The sequence below is a fragment of the Rhodococcus sp. NPDC059969 genome (genome assembly GCF_042738325.1).
Taxonomy (GTDB): Bacteria; Actinomycetota; Actinomycetes; order Mycobacteriales; family Mycobacteriaceae; genus Rhodococcus_F.
The window spans coordinates 287,741-311,171 of the sequence record NZ_JBHWUF010000007.1 but is presented as its reverse complement, the minus strand read 5'-3'; the positions used below and the strand labels follow the sequence as shown (position 1 = coordinate 311,171).

At 62.9% G+C, this 23,431-nt stretch carries 22 protein-coding genes; 4 read left to right on the top strand and 18 right to left on the bottom strand.

Annotation, left to right across the window (positions count from 1 at the left end; genetic code table 11):
* Positions 1-79 precede the first annotated feature (79 nt).
* Entirely contained in the window at positions 80-514 is a 435-nt protein-coding gene (locus tag ACFWAD_RS20730; protein ID WP_378547182.1) for a nitroreductase family deazaflavin-dependent oxidoreductase, read from the bottom strand.
* A 222-nt stretch (positions 515-736) separates the two neighbouring features.
* Here ACFWAD_RS20730 and ACFWAD_RS20725 point away from each other — a divergent pair, with 222 nt between their 5' ends.
* On the top strand, positions 737-970 hold the full coding sequence (locus ACFWAD_RS20725) for a hypothetical protein (RefSeq protein WP_378547179.1): 234 nt from the start codon (positions 737-739) through the stop codon (positions 968-970).
* Between the two features lie 95 nt (positions 971-1,065).
* On the opposite strand, the gene dnaE is transcribed toward ACFWAD_RS20725, so the two are convergent.
* From dnaE to lspA, 5 genes are all read right to left on the bottom strand, one after another.
* On the bottom strand, positions 1,066-4,602 hold the full coding sequence (gene dnaE, locus ACFWAD_RS20720; RefSeq protein WP_378449653.1) for a DNA polymerase III subunit alpha: 3,537 nt from the start codon (positions 4,600-4,602) through the stop codon (positions 1,066-1,068).
* A gap of 99 nt (positions 4,603-4,701) precedes the next feature.
* Positions 4,702-5,640, bottom strand: a complete 939-nt coding sequence (rarD, locus tag ACFWAD_RS20715; protein WP_378547176.1) for an EamA family transporter RarD — start codon at positions 5,638-5,640, stop codon at positions 4,702-4,704.
* Entirely contained in the window at positions 5,637-6,308 is a 672-nt protein-coding gene (locus tag ACFWAD_RS20710) for a hypothetical protein (RefSeq protein ID WP_378547172.1), read from the bottom strand. The genes rarD and ACFWAD_RS20710 overlap by 4 nt, the downstream gene beginning before the upstream one ends.
* Positions 6,305-7,231 (bottom strand): RluA family pseudouridine synthase, encoded by a 927-nt coding sequence (locus ACFWAD_RS20705; protein ID WP_007733161.1) that lies wholly within the window; start codon positions 7,229-7,231, stop codon positions 6,305-6,307. The genes ACFWAD_RS20710 and ACFWAD_RS20705 overlap by 4 nt, the downstream gene beginning before the upstream one ends.
* A complete protein-coding gene (gene lspA, locus ACFWAD_RS20700; protein WP_378547169.1) occupies positions 7,228-7,914 on the bottom strand; it encodes a signal peptidase II in 687 nt (228 codons plus the stop codon). The genes ACFWAD_RS20705 and lspA overlap by 4 nt, the downstream gene beginning before the upstream one ends.
* A gap of 68 nt (positions 7,915-7,982) precedes the next feature.
* On the opposite strand from lspA, the gene ACFWAD_RS20695 reads away from it, so the two are divergent.
* From ACFWAD_RS20695 to ACFWAD_RS20685, 3 genes are all read left to right on the top strand, one after another.
* On the top strand, positions 7,983-8,909 hold the full coding sequence (locus tag ACFWAD_RS20695; protein WP_378538804.1) for a hypothetical protein: 927 nt from the start codon (positions 7,983-7,985) through the stop codon (positions 8,907-8,909).
* Entirely contained in the window at positions 8,906-9,673 is a 768-nt protein-coding gene (locus ACFWAD_RS20690; protein WP_378547166.1) for a sensor domain-containing protein, read from the top strand. The genes ACFWAD_RS20695 and ACFWAD_RS20690 overlap by 4 nt, the downstream gene beginning before the upstream one ends.
* Positions 9,674-9,816: 143 nt before the next feature.
* Complete coding sequence (locus tag ACFWAD_RS20685) at positions 9,817-11,208, top strand: glutamate decarboxylase (RefSeq protein WP_378547163.1); 1,392 nt, start codon at positions 9,817-9,819, stop codon at positions 11,206-11,208.
* Between the two features lie 84 nt (positions 11,209-11,292).
* Here the strand turns inward: ACFWAD_RS20685 and ACFWAD_RS20680 are convergent, their stop codons facing one another.
* From ACFWAD_RS20680 to ACFWAD_RS20625, 12 genes are all read right to left on the bottom strand, one after another.
* On the bottom strand, positions 11,293-11,784 hold the full coding sequence (locus tag ACFWAD_RS20680; protein WP_228117853.1) for a hypothetical protein: 492 nt from the start codon (positions 11,782-11,784) through the stop codon (positions 11,293-11,295).
* Between the two features lie 131 nt (positions 11,785-11,915).
* Positions 11,916-13,280, bottom strand: a complete 1,365-nt coding sequence (locus tag ACFWAD_RS20675; protein WP_378547159.1) for a DNA polymerase IV — start codon at positions 13,278-13,280, stop codon at positions 11,916-11,918.
* A 36-nt stretch (positions 13,281-13,316) separates the two neighbouring features.
* Positions 13,317-13,655 (bottom strand): TfoX/Sxy family protein, encoded by a 339-nt coding sequence (locus ACFWAD_RS20670; protein WP_378547156.1) that lies wholly within the window; start codon positions 13,653-13,655, stop codon positions 13,317-13,319.
* A gap of 68 nt (positions 13,656-13,723) precedes the next feature.
* Positions 13,724-16,837, bottom strand: a complete 3,114-nt coding sequence (gene ileS, locus ACFWAD_RS20665) for an isoleucine--tRNA ligase (RefSeq protein ID WP_378547153.1) — start codon at positions 16,835-16,837, stop codon at positions 13,724-13,726.
* Positions 16,838-17,119: 282 nt separating this feature from the next.
* Positions 17,120-17,428, bottom strand: a complete 309-nt coding sequence (locus ACFWAD_RS20660) for a hypothetical protein (protein ID WP_317826362.1) — start codon at positions 17,426-17,428, stop codon at positions 17,120-17,122.
* A 49-nt stretch (positions 17,429-17,477) separates the two neighbouring features.
* A complete protein-coding gene (locus ACFWAD_RS20655; RefSeq protein ID WP_003941722.1) occupies positions 17,478-18,305 on the bottom strand; it encodes a DivIVA domain-containing protein in 828 nt (275 codons plus the stop codon).
* 126 nt (positions 18,306-18,431) lie between these two features.
* On the bottom strand, positions 18,432-18,710 hold the full coding sequence (locus ACFWAD_RS20650; RefSeq protein WP_003941780.1) for a YggT family protein: 279 nt from the start codon (positions 18,708-18,710) through the stop codon (positions 18,432-18,434).
* 189 nt (positions 18,711-18,899) lie between these two features.
* On the bottom strand, positions 18,900-19,550 hold the full coding sequence (locus ACFWAD_RS20645) for a cell division protein SepF (protein ID WP_003941752.1): 651 nt from the start codon (positions 19,548-19,550) through the stop codon (positions 18,900-18,902).
* Positions 19,551-19,635: 85 nt separating this feature from the next.
* Positions 19,636-20,385, bottom strand: a complete 750-nt coding sequence (locus tag ACFWAD_RS20640; RefSeq protein WP_378547150.1) for a YggS family pyridoxal phosphate-dependent enzyme — start codon at positions 20,383-20,385, stop codon at positions 19,636-19,638.
* Between the two features lie 7 nt (positions 20,386-20,392).
* A complete protein-coding gene (pgeF, locus tag ACFWAD_RS20635) occupies positions 20,393-21,160 on the bottom strand; it encodes a peptidoglycan editing factor PgeF (protein ID WP_378448031.1) in 768 nt (255 codons plus the stop codon).
* Between the two features lie 108 nt (positions 21,161-21,268).
* Positions 21,269-22,456, bottom strand: coding sequence for a cell division protein FtsZ (gene ftsZ, locus ACFWAD_RS20630; RefSeq protein WP_230813510.1), 1,188 nt, complete (start codon positions 22,454-22,456; stop codon positions 21,269-21,271).
* A gap of 242 nt (positions 22,457-22,698) precedes the next feature.
* On the bottom strand, positions 22,699-23,337 hold the full coding sequence (locus tag ACFWAD_RS20625) for a cell division protein FtsQ/DivIB (RefSeq protein WP_378547280.1): 639 nt from the start codon (positions 23,335-23,337) through the stop codon (positions 22,699-22,701).
* Positions 23,338-23,431: the final 94 nt, after the last annotated feature.

Here is a 23,431-nt window from a genome sequence, read left to right as displayed (position 1 = left end):
GACCCCCGCGAGTGACGATTTACTTGTGGTTTGTGCAGTGCTTCTTGTGGACTGCAGTGCTTTCTTGTGGACTGCGGCGTTACTTGGGTTCGAGGACGAACACCGGGATCTCACGATCGGTCTTCGTCTGATAATCGGCGTAGTCGGGGTACGCAGCGACAGCGCGCTCCCACCAGATCGCCTTCTCGTCGCCAGTGACTTCACGAGCAACCAGGTCGAAGACCTGCGTCGCGTCACGCAGCGTGACATGCGGATTGGCTATGACGTTGTAGTACCAGACCGGATTCTTCGGGGCACCACCAAGCGAAGCCACTACGGCATACGAACCGTCGTGCTCGACGCGCATCAGCGGCGTCTTCCTGACCTTGCCGGACTTTGCCCCGATGGTCGTGAGAACGACGACGGGCATGCCGTTCATGTCGTTTCCCTCGGTGCCGCCGGAGTTCTCGATGCGTGCGACCTGATCGGCGGCCCACGACGCTGGACTGGGTTCGTACTCACCTGTGATTGGCATGTGTACCAGTGAACACCCACTCGACTGCCTTGGCCACCGAACCACGCCGACCAGGTCCGTCGTCGGCGCACTCCCCTGGTTGATCGATTAAGTGAGCTGCCGATCAATAAAGTTCGCTTGCCCGAACTCTCATCTCTGGCTACTCTGAAACCACAGCTTCGAACAGCCGTATCAGCTAGCCGCGCCACATCGTGAAAAAGACTGCACCGGGAAAGGGACGAGATGACCACCGCAGATATCTCCACTCGCGAATCACGCCCCTCAGCCGACCATTGCGTCGATCTGGCCGGTACTCGGTGGCCGCTGTACAAGATCGAAGCTCTCGTAGTCGGTTTCGTGCTGTTCGTCGTCGCAGGTGCCGTCACGCAGTCGATGCAGGTGGCCGTACTGACTGCCGCAACAGCAACGGTGATCACCTGGTGGACGCGACGTGTTCACTACTCACGCACCACCTGATCACCGCACTCCCCGATCTCTGACGGACCACGAAGGGGCCTTGCTGCATCAGCAGCAAGGCCCCTTCGTTCGATTCAGGTCCGCTCGGTCGGCGGTCAGACCGTCAGACAGCTCGGTCCGAGCAATGCCTTCAGGTCACCCATCAGCGCCGAGGACGGTTCGACCCGAAGGACGTCGTCGACCTTCCACAAGCTGATTTCGGTTCCTCCGATCAGCCGGACATGGACGTCGGACGTTCCCGGATGCCTGGTCAGCACCTGCTTGAGAGCACTGAGCTTGTCCTTGGTGCATTGTCGCAGCGGCAACGAGACCGACAGCGGACGCGCAACCCCGATCGCCGAAATATCAGGCACCGCAAGGTCGTTGCCGATCAACGACATCCGATCGTCACGGATCGAGACGCGAGCCTTGACCAACACGATGGCATCCTCGGCGATGTCCATTCCGTACACGGCGTACGCCTGCGGGAAGAACAGCACCTCGATTCCACCCACGAGATCTTCGAGTTGCACGATGCACCAGGTCAGACCGTTCTTGTTGACCCGGCGATCCACCGAGGCGATGATGCCGCCGAGAGTGACCTGGGCGCCGTCCTGAACGCCGCCTTCGAGTATCGCGGCGATGGACGTGTCGGACTGCTGCCGAAGAATGTGCTCGACACCGTTGAGCGGATGGCCGGAGACGTACAGCCCCAACATCTCTCGTTCGAGCGCCAGGCGATGCTTGGAGTCCCACTCTTCCTCGGGAATCTTGACGTCGAACACCGAGGTGATCGACTCGTCAGCCTCAGCCCCGCCGAAGAGGTCGAACTGGCCGATCGCCTCCGCCTTCTTGGTGCTCATCACGGAATCGATGGCGTCGGCATGAACCAACATCAGACCCTTGCGCGGATGACCCAACGAGTCGAATGCACCCGCCTTGATGAGAGATTCGGTGACCTTCTTGTTGCAGGCCATCGCGTCGATCTTGCCGAGGTAGTCGGAGAAATCGGTGAACTTCGACTTCTCGGTACGCGCCTTGATGATCGAGGCGACGACGTTGGCGCCGACGTTGCGCACCGACCCCATACCGAAACGAATGTCGTCGCCGACGGTCGCGAAGTCGACTCGCGATTCGTTGACGTCCGGCGGAAGCACGGTAATGCCCAACTTGCGGCAGTCGGCGAGGTAGATCGCGGACTTGTCCTTGTCGTCACCGACAGAGGTGAGCAGACCGGCCATGTACTCGGCCGGGTAGTTCGCCTTGAGGTACGCCGTCCAGTACGACACGAGACCGTATCCGGCGGAGTGCGACTTGTTGAACGCGTAGCCGGCGAAGGGAAGGACCGTGTCCCACAGCGCCTTGATGGCCGCCTCACTGAAGTTGTTGTCCAGCATTCCCTGACGGAACCCGGCGTACGCCTTTTCCAGCTCGGACAGCTTCTTCTTACCCATGGCGCGACGCAGCAAGTCGGCCTGACCCAGGGTGTAACCGGCCACCTTCTGCGCCAGTTGCATGATCTGCTCCTGGTAGATGATCAGGCCGTACGTCTCCGAGAGAATCTCCGCGAGCGGCTCCTCCAACTCGGGGTGAATCGGCTTGACGTCTTCCAAGGCGTTCTTGCGCTTGGCGTACGAGATGTGGGCGTCCACACCCATCGGTCCCGGTCGATACAGCGCCAATGCGGCCACGATGTCGCCGAATCCGGTGGGCTGCATCAGTTTCAGCAACTCGCGCATACCGCCGCCGTCGAGCTGGAACACGCCGAGAGTGTCACCGCGGGCGAGCAGTTCGTAGGTTGCCGCATCGTCCATCGGCAACGTGTCGAGGTCGAGGTCGATGCCGCGGTTGGCTTTGATGTTCTCGAGGGTGTCACCGATGACCGTGAGGTTTCGCAGGCCGAGGAAGTCCATCTTGAGCAGACCGATGGCTTCACACGAGGGGTAGTCCCAGCCGGTGATGATGGCGCCGTCCTGGGCGCGCTTCCACACCGGGATAGCGTCGGTGAGCGGTTCGGACGACATGATGACCGCGCAGGCGTGCACACCGGCGTTACGGATCAGCCCTTCCAGACCCACCGCTGTCTTGTAGATCTTCGCGACGTCCGGGCTGGAGTCGATGAGCGCCCGAACCTCGACGGCCTCCTTGTACCGCTCGTGCTTCGGATCGGTGATACCGGAAACCGAGATGTCCTTGGCCATGATGGGCGGCGGGAGTGCCTTGGTGATCTGATCGGCGATGGCAAAGCCCGGCTTGCCGAACTGGACGCGAGCCGAGTCCTTGATGGCTGCCTTGGTCTTGATGGTGCCGAAGGTGATGACCTGGGCGACCTTGTCGTTGCCCCACTTGTCCGTCGCGTAGCGAACCATCTCGCCGCGACGGCGATCATCGAAGTCGATATCGATATCGGGCATGGACACGCGCTCCGGATTGAGGAATCGCTCGAACAGCAACCCGTACGGGATGGGGTCGATGTTGGTGATACCCATCGCGTAGGCCACCAACGAACCGGCAGCCGATCCACGACCGGGTCCGACGCGGATCCCGACGTCCTTGGCGTGGTTGATCAGGTCGCCGACCACGAGGAAGTAGGCCGGGAAGCCCATTTCGTTGATGACGCCGATCTCGTAGTCGGCGCGGGCGAGGTACTCCTGCGGAGGTCCGCTCGGGAACCGGCGGTCCAGCCCGCGCATCACCTCGGCGCGCAGGAAGGTCTGCTGCGTGTGGCCCTCCGGGACCGGGAAGATCGGCATGCGGTCGTGGAACGCCCAGACGTCCTCGTACGACTGCACGCGCTCGCCGATGGCAACGGTGTTGTCGCATGCCCCCGGTACTTCGTTGTCCCAGATGGCGCGCATCTCGGCAGCGGACTTGAGGTAGTAGCCGTCGCCGTCGAACTTGAAGCGCGTGGGATCCGAGAGCGTCTTGCCGGTCTGGATGCAGAGCAGCGCCTCGTGGTTCTCGGCGGCGTCCTTGGTGACGTAGTGGCAGTCGTTGGTGGCAAGCGGCGGGATACCGAGTTGCTTGCCGATGTCGAGCAGGCCCTCGCGCACACGGCGCTCGATCGAGAGACCGTGGTCCATCAGTTCGAGGAAGAAGTTGTCCGGTCCCCAGATCTCCTGCCACTTCGCGGCAGCTTCGAGAGCCTCGCGATCGTGACCGAGACGAAGACGCGTCTGGATCTCACCCGACGGGCAACCGGTGGTGGCGATGATGCCCTCGGCGTGCGATGCGATGAGCTCCTCGTCCATGCGGGGCCACTTGCCGAGCTGGCCTTCGATGGACGCGAGCGAGGACAGCTTGAAGAGGTTCCGGAGCCCGGTCGCGTTCTCGGCCACCATCGTCATGTGGGTGTACGCGCCGCTACCGGAGACGTCGTCGGACTTCTGGCTGCGGTCTCCCCACAGAACTCGCTTGGTGTTGAAGCGGGATTCCGGCGCGATGTAGGCCTCGATGCCGATGATCGGCTTGATGCCGGCGCTCTTGGCTTCGTTGTAGAACTGGCTGGCGCCGTACATGTTTCCGTGGTCGGTCATGCCGACGGCGGTCATTTCGAGACGAGCGGCCTCCTCGAACATGGCGCCGACCTTGGCCGCACCGTCGAGCATCGAGTACTCGGTGTGATTGTGAAGATGTACGAACGAGTCAGCCACGTGCGCCTCTCTGAAGGTCTGGGAGCGAGATCGAGTGTATGCCGCGCTGCCGACACGGTCGGCGACCGCCATCGTGGAGTCGCAGCGTGCCGCCTCGGATCACGTGACCGGAACCTCAGGTTCGACGCTCGACCTCATCGAACGCCGAGAACGCCGGCTTGCGACGAAGGTGTCTGTCGTGAAGATCACCAGCGCGGCCCAGATCAGAACGAAGCCGATCCACCGTGACGCCGGCATGTCCTCGTGCATGACGGCCACGCCCCACGCCATCTGCAGCGCTGGGGTGAGGTACTGCAGCATGCCCATCGTCGCCAACGGAACTCGCTGAGCGGCGACGCCGAAAAGGAGCAGTGGCAGCGCGGTGACCGGGCCGGCCGCGAGCAGCAACAGGCTGTGTCCGGCGCCGCTGCTGATGAAGGCGCCGGCCCCGGTCAGGCCGAGGAACACGAGGTAGCCGACCGCGAAGGGTGCGGCAACAACTCCCTCGGCGGTCAAACTGGTTCGAGGATCGAGCGGAACGACCTTCTTGACCAACCCGTAGGTGGCAAACGAACCGGCGAGCACCAATGCGACGATCGGTGGTTTGCCGAAGTCGACCGTGATCACGACTACTGCCGTGGCGGCGAGGACGAGCGCGGCAACCTGAGCGCGGCGCAATCTTTCGCGGAAGATCACGACGCCGAGCAGAACGGTGACCAGCGGGTTGATGAAGTACCCGAGGGCCGCCTCCACGACGCGGCCGGACACCACGGCATAGATGTACGTCCCCCAGTTCACCGCGATCGCCGCTGACGCCGCGGTCACCAGCAGCCAGGTGCGCGCACTGATTCCGCGAAGTGATCCGAGGCGGCCGGCGCAGGCCAACACGATCAGCATCAACAGAAGGGTCCACACCACTCGGTGCGCCAGGATCTCGACCGGATCTGCGAAGTCGAGAAGCCCGAAGAAAGCCGGGAACGTTCCCCACAACAGGAAAGCCGCTACTCCGTAGAAGATCCCCGAGGACGAACCGGATCTACCGCTTTTGTCCTCGCTCACGGGACCGGGCCGTCGTCGGGGCCGGGAGCAACGACGTCCACGTACTCCGGCAGCAAGGGGCGAACAGCCGCGAACCACGGCGAGGCGTCGGACGGCAACGCCTCCACTGCACGGACATTCGACTCACGTCCGATCGCTTCGAGTCCTTCGGGAGTAGCTCGCACCAGCACACCCACCGCGCACGCGCATCCGGCGGACAATTGCTTAGCCGACGCGAGCGCCACCTGTTGCTGTCGATCGGTGTCGCCGCCGAGCGCGACCAATCGCGTAGCTGCAACACCGGGCGATCTGCGTACTGCCTCGTCGTTGTCGGGAACGGGTACGGACATGAGCGGCGTCTGGACGCGCTCGATCGGTACTCGAAACATGACCCTCGCCACCCGAACATCGGACACGTGAACACTCGAAACCTGAGAGCTGCTGGTCGTCGTGATGACCTCGTCGACGGTGAGTGCCTTCGTGAACGAGACCAAGGCCCACACCGGCCCGTCGACCGACGCAACAGAATCTCGCGCTCGATCGAGGTACTCCGGCACAGCTTCCCCGCTGTCCGGACCGAGAGTGTCCGTCCTGATCGGCGGGGCCGGCACGGGATTCGCGAACCCCACACCGACCACCGCCGCCACTGCGACGACGGCCAACGCGGGAACAAGCCCGCGCGGTGTCATGAGGACCGGAGAACTTCGAGTGCGTGTTCGAGATCCTTCGGGTACTTGCTCTTGATCTCGACCCAGCGACCGTCCGCCGGATGTGCGAATCCTAGAGACACGGCGTGCAGCCACTGGCGCTCGAGGCCGAGCCTTTCGGCAAGTCGAGGGTCCGCGCCGTACGTCAGGTCGCCGCAGCACGGATGGCGCAATGCCGAGAAGTGCACGCGAATCTGGTGTGTACGACCGGTCTCGAGGTGCACGTCCAGCAGACTCGCGGCCTGGAACGCCTCGATGGTGTCGTAGTGCGTGACGCTGGGCTTGCCGTCGGCTGTGACCGTGAACCGCCAGTCGTTACCGTGGTGGCGTCCGATCGGGGCGTCGATGGTTCCGCTGCTCGGGTCGGGGTGTCCCTGCACGAGAGCGTGGTAGCGCTTGTCGATTGTCCGCTGCTTGAATGCCCGCTTGAGCAGCGTGTACGCGCGCTCGGACGTGGCAACCACCATGACGCCCGACGTACCGACGTCCAGACGGTGGACGATTCCCTGGCGCTCGTGGGCACCGGACGTCGAGATGCGGAAACCGGCCGCGGCAAGTCCACCGATGACGGTCGGTCCTGTCCAACCGACGCTGGCGTGCGCAGCAACTCCGACGGGCTTGTCGACTGCCACGACGTCGTCGTCGGCGTAGAGGATCTCCATCCCCTCGACCGGCGTCGCCTCGATGGTCAAGGGCCGCGGTGGTTCGGGCAAGACGACCTCGAGCCATGACCCAGCGGTCAGACGATCGGACTTGCCGACAGCGACACCGTCGACGAGTACCGAGCCTTCCTCCGCGAGTGTCGCGACCACGGTGCGCGAGAGTCCGAGGAGGCGCGCCAAGCCCGCGTCGACGCGCATGGCGTCGAGGCCGTCGGGCACTGGCATCGAACGGGATTCCCTCACTTGGTTTCCCCCTCGGCTGCTGCCTTCGAATCGGTGAGCTTCTTGTCGTCCGTCTTGTGATCACGCAGACGTTCACCGTTGGGTTCGAAGCCGAACAGTGTCAGGACGACGAGCAGGATCGCGCCACAGACGATCGCGGAATCCGCGATGTTGAACACCGGCCACCAGCCGACCGAGACGAAGTCCACCACATGTCCGCGCATGATTCCGGGAGAGCGGAAGAATCGGTCGACGAGGTTACCCAGCGCGCCGCCGAGAACCAGGCCGAGACCGAGCGCCCACCACGGTGACCGGAGCGTGCGACCGATCTTGATCACACCGATGACCACACCGATTGCGACGAGGGTGAGGATCCACGTCATCGACGTCGCCATCGAGAACGCTGCCCCCGGATTGCGCACCATCGTGAATGTGACCACGTCACCGATGATTTCGATCGGCTGCCCCGGCTTGACCGCGGCGACAGCCCACACCTTCGTGAGAATGTCCGAGAGCAGAATGACAGCGGCGATGGCAATGAGCATGGTCAGCCGGCGGGGCTTTGCGACCGGCGCAACCGCCAGGTCACCGTCTTCCGATTTCGCGGCTTCCGGTTTCACGGTTTCGGGCTCGTCGGCCTTCGAGATTTCGGTAATCGGCTGATCCTCCGCGTTGACATCTCGGTCTGGGTGGTCTGTACTCACGCAACCATCATCCCTCATGTTCACCGCACCGGGTCACGCACTCTGCAACTGCGGCTAGCCTGGAGCGCGTGCCACTGCTGTCCACGACCGGCCGACGCGTTCCGTTCGCCCTCGCTGCCCTCGCTCTCACCACCGTTCTCACCGCTTGCGGCGACTCGGATCAACCCCCGAACACTCCGACCTCCTCGCCGAGTGAAGTCACTGTTCCGGTGACCGCCGCGACGGTCGAAGTACTCGATGCGGGAAGCGAGCCGCGCGAGGTATTGCGTACGAACTTGCCTGTCGGCACCACGCAGACGGCGACGCTCGTCACCCAGGCCGTCGTGAGTCAGCAGATCGATCAACAGCCGGCGCAGGATTTCTCGTCACCGGAGATCACGATTCCGCTCTCGGCAAACGTGACAGCCGACGATCCCACCGCGGTCGTAGACCTGACGCTGTCGTCGATGACTTCGCCGGATGCAACATTGCAGGCAGCACTGAGCGGAGCGGACGGATCTGCGGCCGGGTTGTCCGTCACGGATTCGGGCGCCATCACCGCCCTACGGCTGAAGCCGTCCGCAAACTCGGCCAATGCCGCCCGCGCCGCGATCGAGCAGGCGCTCGGCCAAGCGGTGTACCGGACCGTTGCACTTCCCGACGCTCCCGTCGGTGTCGGCGCGCGTTGGGTGGTTCGCCAGCAAGTCAGCAGTGAAATCCTGCTCGACCAGACAACCACCGTCACTCTCACCGCACGCGAGGGCAATCGGCTCTCGCTCGCCGTGGACGTATCGCAGACCCCGCAGAGCCCGGTCTGGAACCTGGCCGGTGACGCCGGAACGCTGAACATCGATCAGTACGTCATGGCCGGCGCCGGAAACCTCACCGTCGACCTCGCACTCCCCTTGCCGATCGACGGACAGATGACCGTCGGCGGAGACCAGGCATACGGCGATCCGGACAGTTCCTCGGTGATCCGGCAGACCATCTCGAACAGCATTCGGTGGGAATCGTGAACAGTCGATCGCTTCTCTCACTGGGCCTGACGGCGACGGCGGCACTGTTCGTCGTGACCGGCTGCAGCTCGGACGAATCCCCGAGCAGCGATACGACTACGCAGGTTTCCGCACCCCAGGTCGGCTTGGCGCCGTTCACGGTTGCTCCGGCCGCACCACTGAGCGGGGCACCCCTCGACCGTGACGGCCTGCAACGCGCAGCGCTCACCCTCTCCGAACTACCCGCGGACTTCGACATAGTTCCCGATCCGGTCGACGACCTCGGCCTCGCACCGGCGTCGGAGAGTTCGGAGGCGGACAAGTCGAGCACCGATCCGGCGGTGTGCGCTCAGGTTCTGGCGCCGATAGCCACCCAGGCCACCGGATCCGTCGCCGACCTCTCCGACATGTTCACCGGCCCCGATTTCACGAGCATCGATCAGGACTCGGCCTCGTACGCCGACGGCACTGCGGCAGCAGCAGCTTTCGAGAAATTGCAGACGACTCTGGCCGGGTGCACAGAGTATTCAGGAACAGATGCCGACGGAACGAAAATCACCTATCGCGCCGGTGGATCGTCGGCGCCGAATGTCGGTGACGCATCTTTCGCCTACCGAATCATCACGGAGAGTGGCGGATTCACCTTGGTGGCCGATGCGATAGTCGCAGCCGTGGGGACGACGTTGACACAGGTGTCCGCGACGGCGCCGAGTCCGATCCCACCCGACGTTCTGCAGTCGATGGCCTCGGCTGCTGTGGATCGACTGCGCGCGCAAACGCCGTAGCAGCGAGCGGCCCCTGCCCGGTCCGGGCGACTCGCGAATGATTCGGGACCACAGACCCTTTGACAACTGCCCGTCCACACTGAACGGTGAGAGTAGGTACGAAACAGACCAACGCGACACACTGATGTGAGGAGCCAGAGTTCATGCCGGAACCCAGAAGGTCAGATCACACCGATTACGTAGCCGTCAATCCGATCTTCTCGAGGCCAGGCGAGGATTCGGTTGCGTCGAAATACACACTCGAACCCGACGGCATGCTTCCCGAGACCGCCTATCAGATCGTCCACGACGAAACGATGCTCGACGGCAACGCGCGACTCAATCTCGCGACGTTTGTCAGCACGTGGATGGACGACCACGCAACCAAGCTGTATACCGAGTCGTTCGACAAGAATATGATCGACAAGGACGAGTATCCGCAAACCGCCGCGATCGAAACCTATTGCTGGCGCATCCTTGCCGATCTCTGGCACTCACCCTCTCCCAAGGACGCAATCGGCACTTCGACGATCGGTTCGTCCGAAGCCTGCATGCTGGGTGGCCTCGCGATGAAACGACGCTGGCAGCACGCGCGAAAGGCCGCGGGTAAGTCCACGGAGAAACCCAATCTGATCATGAGTTCCGCCGTACAGGTGTGTTGGGAGAAGTTCTGCAACTACTGGGACGTCGAAGCGCGCTACGTACCCATCAGCGAAGAACATCGGACCCTCGACGGTCATGATCTGGACAAGTACGTCGACGAGAACACCATCGGTGTCGTCGCGATCATGGGTGTCACCTACACCGGTATGTACGAGCCTGTCCTGGAAATCTCGAAGGCGCTCGACGCCATCCAGGAGAAAACCGGCCTCGACGTCCCCATCCACGTCGACGGCGCTTCCGGTGCGATGATCGCACCGTTCCTGCAGCCCGAACTCGAATGGGATTTCCGACTACCGCGCGTGCATTCCATCAACACCTCGGCGCACAAGTACGGACTCGTCTACCCAGGCCTCGGATGGGTGGTCTGGCGATCGCAGGATCTACTTCCCGACGACCTCGTCTTCAAAGTGAGCTACCTCGGCGGCAGCATGCCGACCTTCGCACTGAACTTCTCGCGCCCCGGCGCTCAGGTGATCCTGCAGTTCTACTTGTTCCTGCGTCTCGGTCACGACGGCTATCGCGCGATCCAGCAGTCCTCGCAAGACGTGGCGAAGTTCCTCGCCGAAGGGATCGGGAAACTCGACGCCTTCGAGCTGTGGAACGACGGGTCCGACATCCCGGTCTTCGCGTGGCGCCTCGCCGAGGGGCACACGTCCAACTGGACGCTGTACGACCTGTCGGACCGACTCCGCGGCAAGGGCTGGTTGGTGCCGGCCTATCCCATGCCCGATGATCTCGCGGATCTGACAGTGCAGCGCATCGTGGTTCGTAACGGGCTGAGCATGGACCTGGCGGCAAATCTGCTGCGCATCATCGAGGAGGAAACCGCGTTCCTCGACGAGTTGGACAGCCCGATGCCGCGGCCGCGCGTCACCGAGGGATTCCATCACTGACGTCGCTCATCGCACAAACGAGCGGCCGTCGACTCCCTTTCGGAAGTCGACGGCCGCTCTGGTGTTTCAGGTGCTACCGAGAGATCAAGCAGCGCAAGCCGGCGAGGTCAGACCTGCAACGCCGACGATCTGGCAAGCGGTGGTCTTCGAGAGCTTCCAGACGCCGTCCTCGTAGACGAACGAGGCCTGCAGGCCCTGCTGCAGCGGCTGGCCGTTGACAACGATGTTCAGCGAAGCGGCTGCCGTCTCGCTGCCTGTGTCGGTGACCGGGTCGAGGATCTCGACCTGCGCGCCGGCAGCCTTGGCGGCAGCGGCGACCTGGTTGATCAGCTCGGGATCCTGCTCAGCGCCCTGGACGAGGTTGACCTTGTCTGCGGCCGGAACGGTCTCGTCGAGCGCCTGGGCGACCTTGCCGTTGAGCTCAGCAGATGTCGGAAGTTCGGGAGCTGCAACGTCCGTGGTGCTGGTGGTGGCCGTCGCACTCTTGGACGTCGTGGTGGGTGAGTCGGTCTTGTCATCCGAGCCACAAGCGGTCATCGTCAGGGCTGCTGCGATCGCCACGGCTGCAACGGTCATCTTCTGAAGCTTCAACTTCTCAGTCCTATCCATTCGGGTGTTCACATTCGAGCGTCAGTCGAACAACGTGCTTGCTCGAGGATCGTCGACAACATTACCCAACGGTAAGCGGAAAAAGTCTAAGGACATCCTCAGAGAAGGCTGTCGACCGCATCTGCCACCTCGAGCACCTCATCGGATTCGGCGAAGGTTTTGGCGATTCCCGTTCCGCTGAAACGGGTTTCGAAGCGAACCGTCACCACACCGTGCCCCGCGCCTTGCACCCAACCGTGTCCGTATTCTGGATGCTTGACGTCCAAACCGGGGTGCCAGTAGCGCTGAGGGACACGTGCAGCCACTGGAGCGTCGAGTTCGGCCTCATCGAGAGCGCCGGTGAGAGTCTCGACCGGATAGCCGGGAACGTCCTGATCCAACTCGGGAAAAAGTGATCCTTGGCGAACCGTGGACAAACCGGCGAATCCCACACCGACCAGGCGAATCGGCCCCAACTCCTGCGGGTCGATGACCTGCTTCTGCGCGGTGGCGACAAGGATTTGGCGGTCGATGGTGGCAAACGGCAACGTCACGGACCGAGTCAGGATGCTCATGTCGGACTTCTTGAGCTTCAGTACGACGGTACGGGCGGCTCTTCCGTCCTTCTCCAGCCTGGAAAATGCTGCACGACCACTACTTTCGACGGCCGCGCGCAGTTGCGCCATCGTGACGATGTCGGCGGCGAACGTGGATTCCGCGCTGATCTGCTTTGATTCGGCACGCTCGGCGACCGGCCGGTCGTCGATCCCCTGCGCAAGCCGATGCAACCCCGGACCGACAGTGGTTCCGAGTATCGACGCCACCTCCGCTATGGGTGTGCGGGCAAACCCACCGATGGTTTCGATGCCGAGACGCTTGAGTTTTTCCTCGGCGACGGGGCCGATCCCCCACAGCTTTCGCACGGGAAGCGGATCGAGCAACTCGTGCTGCATCCCGGGAGGAATCACTGCGACCCCGTCGGGTTTGGCCAGTCCCGACGCAATCTTGGCCACCTGCTTACCTGACCCAGCGCCGATCGAGGCGACCAACCCGGTCTCGGCTTTGATCAACGCCCGCAAATCCTCGCAAAACGCGCGGACCTCGTCGGCGCCGACACCGGCCAACTCCACCGGTTCACCGAAAGCCTCGTCCACCGACAGTTGCTCGAGGATCGGCATGCGAAGGCGCAACGCTTCGAACGTTCGCTTGCTCAGAACCGAATACAAGGACATCCGTGGCGGCAATACCACCGCTCCGCCGCCGACCATGCGGCGCGCTTGATGCATCGGCATTGCCGATCGCGCACCGAAAACTCTCGCTTCGTAACTTGCCCCGGCCACCACCCCGCGCCCGCCCAAGCCGCCGACCAGCACGGGGCGACCTCGCAGCGTGGGACGGGTCAGCTGCTCGGCGGAAGCGAAAAACGCGTCCATGTCGAGATGCAGCACCCACCTGCGACTTCGTGTGGGGTCATCTTGATTCATCGGGAGTTACGGTTCTCTCAGAAGTGGGCGCCGAATTTAAGTCCGTGCCTTTTTCTTGGGCGTCTTCTTCTTCGGCAGGGGTAATACGTCGGCTGTCCGTTGGATGAAGGCGTGCAGATGATCGATGTCCTGCAGCTTTTCTTCCGGAACCCGGTAATAATCCTTTGCCCCCGGATACGGCGGAGCCAGATCAGCGGCTGATCCGAACTCAGGGCTGACCTCGGTGGGTTTGACGAACAGTACGTCTGCGCAGATCAAGCCCACGATCTTCTCGTCGCAATACAATCCGTATTCGCCGAACATCGCCCTTGCCCGCACGTCGAGCGGTTCCAACTGCTCGAGAATGCGCGCCACGGTTTCCTTGCTCGTACCCATGAGAGCAAACTACTCCGGCACCCCGACATGTAGATATTCATCGGGGAGCCGGAGTAGTTGCGTCGGTACTAGACCTTCGTGATCGCAGCGCGGATACCGTCGCCGAGATCGACGGCGTCATCTCCCGCTTCGCCCACCGAGAACGAGGTGGCCAGAACCTCACCGGCGATCAATTCCCGATGACGCTCGGCCCACTCCTTGCAGTCCTGCGGAACCTCGAGCACGACCTTGATCCGGTCCGAGACGTCCAAACCGGCGGCGCGGCGCGCGTCCTGCAGTTGACGGATACGGTCCTTCGCCCAGCCCTCGGCTTCGAGTTCTTCCGTCACGACGGAATCGAGTACGACGAGTCCCGCACCGTCCGGCAGTGCAGCTGTCGAATCCGGCTCGGCCGCAACCAGTTTCTGCGTGTACTCCTCGGGCAGCAGTTCGATGCCGGCTGCAACCACGACGCCGTCCGCGTTCTCGGTCCAGTCGCCCACCTTGACCGCCTTGATGACGGTCTGAACGGACTTACCCAGACGCGGGCCGGCAGCACGCGCGTTCACCGCTATTTCGAAGCGCCCGTGCACGTCGACGTCATCGGTCAGATCGACCTTCTTGACATTGACCTCGTCGGCGATCAGTCCGAGGAACGGACGCAGACGCTCGGCGTCGGGCGCCGCAACCGTGACCTCGGGCAACGGAAGACGAACACGCAGATTCTGCGCCTTGCGCAGGCTCAGCACCGTCGAGCACACGGTCCGTACGTCGTCCATCGCCGCTACCAACTCGGGGTTCGCGGGTAGCTCCGACTCCTCCGGCCAATCAGCCAGGTGAACCGAGCGTTCCCCGGTCAGTCCGCGCCAGATCACCTCGGACACCAGCGGCAACAGCGGCGCAGCGAGTCGCGTCACGACTTCGAGCACGGTGTGCAGGGTGTCGATCGCGTCGCGATCCTCGTCCCAGAACCGCGAACGAGACCGTCGCACATACCAGTTGGTGAGCGCGTCACAGAACAACCGAAGCTCGTCGCACGCGCCGGCGATGTCGTTGACCTCGAGTGCCTCGGTGATCACGTCGCGGGTGGTGGCGAGCTTGGCCAGGATGTACTGATCGAGGATGTTCTCCGAATCGGTACGCCACACACCGGATTCCGGCGCGTACAACTGCAGGAAGCTCCAGGCGTTCCACAACGGGAGCAAAGCCTGACGTACGCCTTCACGGATGCCCTGCTCGGTCACGATGAGGTTTCCACCACGCAGGATCGGCGAGGACATCAGGAACCATCGCATCGCGTCGCTACCGTCGCGGTTGAACACCTCCTTCACGTCCGGGTAGTTGCCCTTGGACTTGCTCATCTTCAGTCCGTCGTCACCGAGCACGATTCCGTGTGCGGCAACGGTTTTGAACGCCGGACGATCGAAGAGGGCGGTGGCCAGTACGTGCAGCGTGTAGAACCAGCCGCGAGTCTGCCCGTTGTACTCGACGATGAAATCGCCCGGGAAATGACCCTCGAACCATTCACGGTTCTCGAATGGGTAATGCACCTGCGCATACGGCATCGAACCGGATTCGAACCAGCAGTCGAGCACCTCGGGAACGCGGCGCATCATCGACTTCCCGGTCGGGTCGTCCGGGTTCGGGCGGACCAGGTCGTCGATCATCGGGCGATGCAGATCGGTCGGACGCACACCGAAGTCTGCCTCCAACTGGTCGAGCGAACCGTACACGTCTGTGCGCGGGTACTGCGGATCGTCCGACACCCACACCGGGATCGGGCTGCCCCAGTAGCGGTTTCGGCTGATGTTCCAATCGCGTGCACCTTCGAGCCACTTGCCGAACTGGCCGTCACGGATGTGCTCGGGCACCCACGTGATGTCCTTGTTCAGCTCGACCATGCGATCGCGGAACTTGGTGACCGCGACGAACCACGAGGGAACCGCCATGTAGATGAGCGGTTGCCCACTGCGCCAACTGTGCGGGTAGGAGTGCTCGATCGTCTCGTGCCGCAGCAGCTTTCCAGCGGCCTTGAGGTCCTTGATGATGACCGGGTTGGCGTCGAACACCATCAGGCCTTCGTACGGCGGAACCATCGAGGTGAACTTTCCACCCGGATCGAGTGGCTGCACGACCTCGATACCGTTGGCTGTGGCCACGTCCATATCCTCTTCACCGAAAGCCGGTGCGAGGTGGACGATTCCGGTTCCGGAATCGGTTGTCACGTAGTCGGCCGAGAGCACGACGTGCGCGTTCGGATGTCCGAGGAAGAAGTCGAACGGCGGTGTGTACGACAGTCCGACCAACTCGGCGCCCTTGTGACGGGAAACGACCTCGGGGTCCTCCCCCAGCTCGCGAGCGTAATGACCCAACCGCGCTTCGGCGAGTACGTACCGCTTTCCGTCCTCGCCGAGCACCTGGACGTAGTCGACCTCGGGGTGCACCGCAGTGGCCAAGTTGGACGGCAGCGTCCACGGAGTCGTGGTCCAGATGATCGCGTTTGCGCCGTCGAGTGGTGAACCGGGAGCGAACAGCGGCATGTCGACCGTGACGGCGGGATCCTGACGCATCTTGTACGCGTCGTCGAGGCGAGTCTCCTGATTGGACAGCGGAGTCTGCTCGTACCAGCTGTAGGGCAGCACGCGGAAGCCCTGATAGATCAGGCCCTTGTCGTGCAGCTCCTTGAAGGCCCACATGACGGACTCCATGAAGTCGACGTCCAGGGTCTTGTAGTCGTTGTCGAAGTCGACCCAACGTGCCTGGCGGGTGACGTAGTCGCGCCACTCGTCGGTGTACTTGAGCACCGAGGCCTTGCAGTACTCGTTGAACTTGGCCAGACCCATGACTTCGATCTCGGCTTTGTCCTTGATACCGAGCTGCTTCTCCGCTTCGAGTTCTGCGGGAAGGCCGTGGCAATCCCAGCCGAAGCGTCGTTCGACCTTGCGTCCACGCATGGTCTGGAAGCGCGGCACCAGATCCTTGACGTACCCCGTCAGCAGGTGGCCGTAATGCGGCAAACCATTGGCGAATGGCGGTCCGTCGTAGAAAACGAACTCTTCGCTACCGTCGCGATTGGAAACCGATGCCCGGAAGGTGTCGTCGTCGTCCCACTGTTTCAGGACCTTCTGTTCCAGATCGGGGAACTTGACTCCGGTGTCGGCGGGGACACCGTAGTCGACTTTGGGATACCCGTTACTCGCCATGGCGATCTCCTCGTGCCAGTCGGACTCGGCACGGGGACGACGTGGCGCTTGTGCGCCGACACCGCGGTACCACCCCGTTTGCACCCCACAGATCCGCGCTTGGATCTCGAGGTGCCACTCGATCGAGCTGTGACGGGCTCACCCGTTCGGTTCTACTGGGTTCTCGGCACGCGTGAAAGCGTAGAGAACCGTTCTTCCGAAAGCTCCCCGGTGATTGCCGGATCAAAGCCAGGTATTCGTGATCGACAGTCTAATACTTGCCCTGGGACGTGTCGGTACTGCCTAGGACTTGCCGCCCGACGATTCGCCATGATTGCCCGGATTGTCATCGTTGGCAGCGGCTGCATCACCGGTAGAGGAATCCGAGGAACTCTCGGCTCGGCCGTAAGGCGACGACATCCCGCTACCCGATACCGGGTCATCCAACGAAGGAACCGCCTTCCTGCTGGTCAGCGCACTGACCAGCAGGAGGACGGCACCTGCTACACAAATCGCGATACATGCCCACGCCCAGATCAGCGACCCTGTGGTCAGGGCAACGATCAGGAGCGCGAAGCCAACTCCCGCGAGAACCAACGTCACGACCAGCACGTATCAACCTTTGTCCGGTCCGATAGCTGAGCCGACGGGGCGCTCTCGGTCAGCTGTTTCCCTTGGCGAAGGACGGACTGTAGGAATCCTGTCCACCGTCGACCGGAACGGCCGAGCCACGCTGTTCGAGCTCTTCGAGCTGCGATTCCAGGTAGGACTTCAGGCGCACCCGGTACTCACGTTCGAACGTCTTGAGCTGCTCGATACGGCCTTCGAGGACCGAACGCTGCTGGTTGATGGTCGCCATGATTTCGGTGTGCTTCTTCTCGGCGTCCGCCTTGAGAGCGTCTGCCTTCTCCTGAGCCTGGCGAAGCTGGGTCTCGGAGCGAGTCTGAGCGTCGGTGAGCATTGCCTCCGACTTGTTGCGCGCATCCGCGATCATGCCGTCGGCCTTGCTGCGAGCCTCGCTCATGAGCTGCTCGGAGTTGGTGCGAGCACTGCCGAGCAGCTGCTCGGACTCGGTCTTGGCATCGTTGGTGAGGCGATCCGCCATCTCCTGAGCCAGTCCGAGGACCTTTGCGGCCTGCATGTGGGTGTCGCCACTCTGCGGCGCTGCAACGGCAGCGGCGGCGGGAACCGGAGCTGCAACGGGTGCAGGCTTGGGCGGTTCGACGACCCGAGCGGGCTCAGGCTTGGGCTGCGCTGCGACGGGTGCTGCCTGCTGAGCAGGTGCCGGCGACTTCTTGGCAGCCGCGAGCTCCTGATCCAGCTCACCTACGCGCTGGCGCAGGTCCGCATTCTCTTCGATGAGCTGCGACAGCGCCTGTTCGACGAGGTCGAGGAATGCGTCGACCTCGTCCTCGTTGTAGCCACGCTTGCCGATAGGCGGCTTGCTGAACGCAACGTTGTGCACGTCAGCTGGAGTCAGTTGCGGCATGGAAGGATCCCTTCACGCGTCATTTGGCGGTCTAGCAAGCATTCAGTTGCAACACAGTCTACGTAGTGGCGAACCACCGTATGAGTTATGGGTTCCATTCTGGCACACCACACACTCGGACTGCGCTCAGCGAACAACCGACATCAGGATGATGACGATGAAAAGCAAGACCATGATGGATAGATCCAAGCGAACTCCACCGAGGTTGATCGGGGGGATCAATCTGCGGAGCAGTTTCACCGGAGGATCGGTGATCGTAAAAATGGTTTCGAGAATGACTGCGACCAATCCGGTCGGTCGCCAATCTCTGGCAAACGAACGAACGAACTCGACGATCACTCTGCCGATCAGCAACAGCCAGAAGACAACCAGCACCAGATAGATCACAGAGAGAAGCGCGTCCACACCCTCACTCTGCCTGACTTCTGCGTTGTGTCCAAAACAGACACACCGCAGCAATTCCGGAACCGGTCCGCATCGAGTCCGTCTTGTAACGGCCGGCGATGGGTCCGAATGCGGCGCCCGCCGAGACGGGCCGCCGTTCGAATGTGCTCACGTCACCCCTGCTCAGGGGCCGGACTGCGGTCGAGACCATCATTTCTGGCTGTAGAAACCCGTCTCGGCGATCCGACGACGTTCCTCAGCGGAAACGTCGATGTCAGCCGGTGAGAGAAGAAACACTTTGGTGGCTACCTTGTCGAAAGAACCACGCAATGCGAACGCCAAGCCGGCCGCGAAATCGACCAGACGCTTCGCGTCGGCGTTGCTCATGTCGACCAGATCCATGATGACGGGCGTGCCGTCGCGGAAACGCTCACCGATAGTGCGGGCCTCTGCGTAGCTCTGCGGACGCAGTGTCGTGATCTTGGCGAGCGGGCCGCCGTCGTCGACAACCGGCGCACGTCGCGCTTCGGGTCGCTCGGCGCGCGCGTCGACCGCAAGGTTGCCGCGGCTGGCCGGACGCGGCGCCATCGCCGGGCGGCTACTGCGACTGGGAACGGTGTCGACGCGGGGCCGGGAATCGTAACGATCGAACTCCGCGTCCTCTTCGTCACGACGACTGGGCGCGTAGCTCGCCTTCGAGAAGGCAGGTTCGACGAACTCGCGGTCGTCGCGCTCGGCATAGCCGTCGTGACTACGACGGGGTGCGCGGCGAGCCTGATCGGGCTCCTCCACGTATTCGTCCTCGTAGTCATCGAGGGGAACCATGCCGAAGTAAGCCTTGAACTTATGCAGGTTGCTCATTGATCGACCTTCCTTGGCGCGGCGGAATCAATCCGACTGCGACCGGTCGCAGCGGTGTGGACGGGTTGGGCGATCACCTGAGCGATCACCTCGAGATTACTGGTCGTGAGCCGAGCAGTGCGGTTCCGACACGCACGCACGTGGAACCGTGGCGCACTGCAGCCTCCAGATCGCCGGTCATACCGGCGGAGAGTTCGGTTGCCCGTGGATGCGATTCGAGAATCAAAAGATGTGCCCTGCGGAGGATTTCGAACTGCTCGTCCGGATTTGATCCAAGTGGCGGGACGGCCATCAGTCCCGCGAATTCGAGACCTTCGGCTGATTCGATCCGCTCGGCAAGAGGGGTTAACTCCCCCGTCGGAACTCCGCCACGCGCAGGGTCTCCGTCGAGACTTACCTGGATAAGCACCCGCAGCGGCGCCTTGCGCTCGCCGTCGGCCAAAGCGCCGAGCGCCGCCCGATCGAGTGCATCAGCCAACCGCGCACTGTCGACCGAGTGAATTGCGTAGGCCCACTTCGCTACCGACCGAGCTTTGTTGCGCTGCAACTGCCCGATCATGTGCCAGCGAACCGGATCGTCGATCGCACCGCTGCGAGCAGCGCCGTCGAAATCCGCGACCTTCTCCACTGCTTCCTGCTCACGAGACTCACCGAATTCACGGCAGCCAAGTTCGTACAGGATCCGGGCGTCGGACGCCGGAAAGAACTTGGTAACTGGCAGCAGTGCGACGTCGGAAACTTCGCGACCGGCGGCAAGGCACGCGGCGGCCAGTCGCGCCCTCACCGAGTCGAGTGCCGTCGATATTTCTGTCAGCCGCATTTCCGTCTGTCGCATTTTCTGCCTAGACGGTTTCCTGCGCTGCGGGCGCTTCCATCCAGATCACTGCAGCTTGACGTCCGGTCAGTGATTCTCGGCGATGACTGAACAGCGCGCGGTCCTCGATCGTGCATCGCGGGTCCTCGGCGACACCGGACACACCCGCGGCGAGCAACTGCTTACGCAGTCCCGCACGCAGATCGAGTCCCGGTGTGCCCTTCTCGGTGCGAGTTGCGCTGCCCGGCAAGTGCTTTTCCACGTCGGCACGCATCGCGGCGGGAACCTCGTACTGGCGTCCGCTCGCCGCCGGACCGAGGAAGGCGCCGATACGCGAGACGTCCGCGCCCTGTCGCACCATCTCCGCGAGGACGCGCGGGACGATACCGATGCGGGCACCGATCCGTCCGGCATGAACAGCCGCGATGACACCGGCCTCCTCGTCGGACAGAAGTACAGGAACACAGTCTGCGCTGAGAGTGGCGAGCGCCAGGCCGGGAACGGTGGTGACGAGAGCATCCGTCACCGGAACGACCTCGTCGGTCGGTTCCGTCACGACAGTGACGTTGCGCGAATGGATTTGTTCCATCCACACGAGATGGTCAGGCTCGACGCCTATTTCGCGTGCCAGACGACGGCGATTCGCATCGACGGCTGCCGGATCGTCTCCGACGTGATCGCCGAGATTGAACGACTCGTACGGCGACGCGGAAACACCACCGGCTCGGCTGGTCACGACGCGGCGAATGCGGGTGCGGGTGGTCGACTTCTCGGTACTCAAGATAAGTGTGCTCACAAACGTCGAAAGTTGTCGTCCGGCTCAGACGTGACCGGACATCCAGTCAAGAACAGGGTACCCAGAAATTCCGGGCACCCTGTTCTCGAAACTGTTTGTAGCCCTACGTCAGCGACGCATGAAGACGGGCACGTCGACGTCGTCGTCGCCCTCGTCTTCCTGGACCGGCGCATGGCGTGGGCCACCGATCGGAGGCAAGCTGCCCGAACCGATGGTCTCGCGCGCTGCGGAAATCGGCTGCTCGCCAGCAGGTTCGGCGGCAACCGGTGACCGGCCGACCTCACCTGCACGCCCCGCGCCGATCGCTCCACGTCCCTGCGCGGTCGACTCCACGGGACGACGAGCCGGAGCTCCACCGTCGAATCCCGCAGCGATGACCGTCACACGAACCTCGTCACCGAGCGAATCGTCGATGACCGTTCCGAAGATGATGTTGGCGTCGATGTGGGCAGCTTCCTGCACCAGCGACGCCGCCTCGTTGATCTCGAAGAGGCCGAGATCGCTGCCACCGGCGATCGAGAGCAGAACGCCGCGGGCGCCTTCCATCGATGCTTCGAGGAGAGGCGAATTGATCGCGGATTCCGCCGCCTTGATCGCGCGCCCCTCACCACGTGAGGAACCGATGCCCATCAACGCACTGCCGGCGCCGGACATGACACCCTTGACGTCCGCGAAGTCGACGTTGATCAGACCCGGGGTGGTGATGAGGTCGGTGATGCCCTGGACCCCGTTGAGGAGTACCTCGTCGGCGCTGCGGAACGCGTCCATCAGGCTGACTGCGGCATCACCCAACTGAAGCAGGCGATCGTTGGGAATGACGATCAGCGTGTCGCAGGACTCGCGGAGCGCCTGAATTCCGGTATCCGCCTGTCCCCCACGACGCTTGCCCTCGAAGGAGAACGGCCGTGTCACGACACCGACGGTGAGTGCGCCCAGCTTCCGGGCGATGCTTGCCACGACAGGGGCACCACCGGTTCCGGTGCCACCACCCTCGCCTGCGGTCACGAACACCATGTCGGCGCCCTTGATGACCTCTTCGATCTCGTCCTTGTGATCTTCGGCTGCCTTGCGACCCACTTCGGGATCAGCACCGGCGCCGAGGCCACGGGTCAATTCACGACCGACGTCGAGCTTGACGTCGGCGTCACTCATCAGAAGGGCTTGCGCGTCCGTGTTGACCGCGATGAACTCGACTCCCTTGAGTCCTTGTTCGATCATGCGGTTGACTGCGTTCACGCCGCCGCCGCCGATGCCGACGACCTTGATTACGGCGAGGTAGTTGTGCGGGGGCGTCATCGGCTCTCGCCTTCCGTGTCGTGTTTCACGCTGCTTGTCAGTGCTGCTGTCTTTGTACTGCTGCTGTGTTTTTACTGCTGCTGTTGTTCGAGATAAACTCTAAACCTCAACCACAGGGTTAGAGTTATGTCAAGTATTCGATCTGAAACGAAACGCTATGCACCGTCGTCGCGTTCCGCCATTAGGCGCGCCGAGACACACCGAAGTATTTGCCACGCACTGACGCACGAGCGCACCGTGCGCTATCGCACCGTCGGAAGATCGGGACTGGACACGTCGTACGTCTGCCCCGGCTGGGTCAACAGCGGAAGCGTCACGGCAGCCTTACGATCCGAGTGCTCGACACCACCCCAGTTTACGACGCGACCGTCGAGCAGGGTCAGCGAGACACTCGAAATCGACCGAGCGGCAACCTCTCCCACCTGAAACCTCAGATCCGGCGGCAACACCGACAACACCTCGAGTGCGGCGAGCGTCGGCTCGTCGTTCCACCCGGGTGTCGGTGTCACCAGACGCGGAACCCCAGGCGGTGGGACGCCCATCTCGATGTCGACGCCCTTCGCGTCCAGCAGGTGTGCGCCCTCGGGTGAGTCGACGAAGACAACCGGTACCCGCTCGGTGACCGTGACGCGGATGGTCGACGGATACATCCGCTGCACCCGGGCCGAGGCGACCTTCGGAATCGTCGCGACACGTGCGGCGGCTGCGCCGGTATCGACCCGCATCAACGGCTGACCGGTCGGTACGGCCAGGAGTGAAAGGATCTGTTCCTCACTGACGGTCGTCGCACCGAGAACTTCGGTGCCCCGGACCGAGAGCACCGGAGACAACCAGGCCGTCAGCGCAATTCCCACCACCAGCACGATTGCCAGCGGTGCCATGATCAGCGGTCGCTTGAACCACTTACGAGTCGGTGTGGGTTCGGGAGCCGGCTCCGTCGACCGCGTCGAGTATCGCGATTCGGTGCGAGTACTG